Origin of the sequence: Yokenella regensburgei ATCC 49455, from assembly GCF_000735455.1 — a bacterium.
In the GTDB taxonomy this organism is placed as follows: Bacteria; Pseudomonadota; Gammaproteobacteria; order Enterobacterales; family Enterobacteriaceae; genus Yokenella; species Yokenella regensburgei.
This window is the reverse complement of the sequence record NZ_JMPS01000056.1, coordinates 1-275: the sequence shown is the minus strand read 5'-3', so window position 1 is coordinate 275 and position 275 is coordinate 1. Positions and strand designations below refer to the sequence as shown.

The following is a 275-nucleotide window of genomic DNA, read 5'->3' as shown; positions in this document are numbered from 1 at the left end:
TTCATCGTGCGATGCTGGAAAAACCCGATCTGATCGCGGTTGACGGCGGATCGTCGGATCCGGGCCCGCATTATCTGGGTTCCGGTAAACCGTTCACCGATCGTGAAGGGGTGAAACGCGACCTGCGTTACATGATCCGTGCCGGTGTGACCAACAACATTCCGGTGGTTGTCGGTACCGCAGGCGGTTCCGGTGCTATCTCGCACCTTTCCTGGTGCCGCGACATCGTTCTTGAATCGCGCAGGAAGAGGGGCTGACCTTTAAGCTCGCGACCA

The 275-nt window shown here is 58.5% G+C and carries 1 pseudogene; it reads left to right on the top strand.

Features of this window, described 5'->3' with window-relative positions:
* Nucleotides 1-275 (top strand): annotated as a pseudogene (locus tag GYRE_RS14340) (acyclic terpene utilization AtuA family protein); the annotation flags it as partial.